Origin of the sequence: Shewanella sp. ECSMB14102 (assembly GCF_000813075.1) — a bacterium.
Lineage (GTDB): Bacteria > Pseudomonadota > Gammaproteobacteria > Enterobacterales > Shewanellaceae > Shewanella > Shewanella indica.
Map to the genome: position 1 here is coordinate 1 of NZ_JWGX01000118.1, position 1035 is coordinate 1035.

Consider the following 1035-nt stretch of genomic DNA (forward strand, 5'->3'; position numbering starts at 1 on the left):
GTTGTTCAGGATGTGTTTAAGCGAAGTGCCAAGACCTGGCATGAGAGAGCTGAGCATCCGCATTGGTGTGGGCTCAACCTCTATGGGGTCGATGGTGTCGTGTGGCGAACACCTGATAGTGAGCAAAACAATCAGGCTTTTGCCAAAACTGCCAACGCTTCTGGTGATGCTGCCTATCCTCAAATTCGCATGGTTTGCATGATGGAGTTAAGCAGTCACTTGGTATTGAACAGCGCCTTTGATTCTGTTGCTGTCAGTGAAATGAATTTAGCCGCCGAACTGATATCAAGCATCCCCAATAACAGCCTGACGCTGTTTGACAGAGGCTTTTATTCGTTAGGGCTTTTGCACGCCTGGCAACAGGCTCAACCTAACAGTCACTGGCTGCTGCCGTTGAAGAAAGGGACGCAATATGAAGTGGTACGCTCTTTAGGAAAACACGACCAACTGGTGCGGTTAACCACCACGCCTCAAGCCAGAAAGAAGTGGCCTATGCTGCCTGAGAATATTGAAGCTCGCTTACTGACGAAAACGATAAAAGGTAAGTCGGTTTCCATTTTGACCTCATTAACGGACCCCTTGCGTTATCCGGGGGCAGAAATAGCGGATTTATATGCTCATCGATGGGAGATAGAAGTGGGCTATCGGGAGATGAAGCAGCATCTTCTGGAGAGTCGCTTTACGTTACGCAGTCAATTGCCAGAGCTGGTTACCCAGGAATTATGGGGGGTACTGTTGGCCTATAACCTCATTAGATACAAGATGGTGTTGATGGCTAAAAGCTTACCGTCGTTACATCCGAACCAATTAAGTTTTAGAGATGCATCGAGTTATATCATTTTTAAACTGACTCAGCTGTCATCTCAAACGCCAGGGAATGTCCCGAGAGATGTCTTGGACATAGTGCGTAATGCGAGGCAGTTCAAGCTTGATGGGAAACGCGATAGAGCCTATCCACGTGCGTTAAAAATGAGTAAAAACAAGTATCCCATTAAGCCTAAGAAAAATGCCGTTCACACTAAGTGAACGGCATTA

General features: G+C 46.9%; 1 protein-coding gene. It reads left to right on the top strand.

What is annotated here, in order from left to right; genetic code table 11:
* The coding region (locus RC73_RS19600) for an IS4 family transposase (protein WP_039036203.1) at positions 1 to 1026 on the top strand (1026 nt) is incomplete at its 5' end.
* Positions 1027 to 1035: the final 9 nt, after the last annotated feature.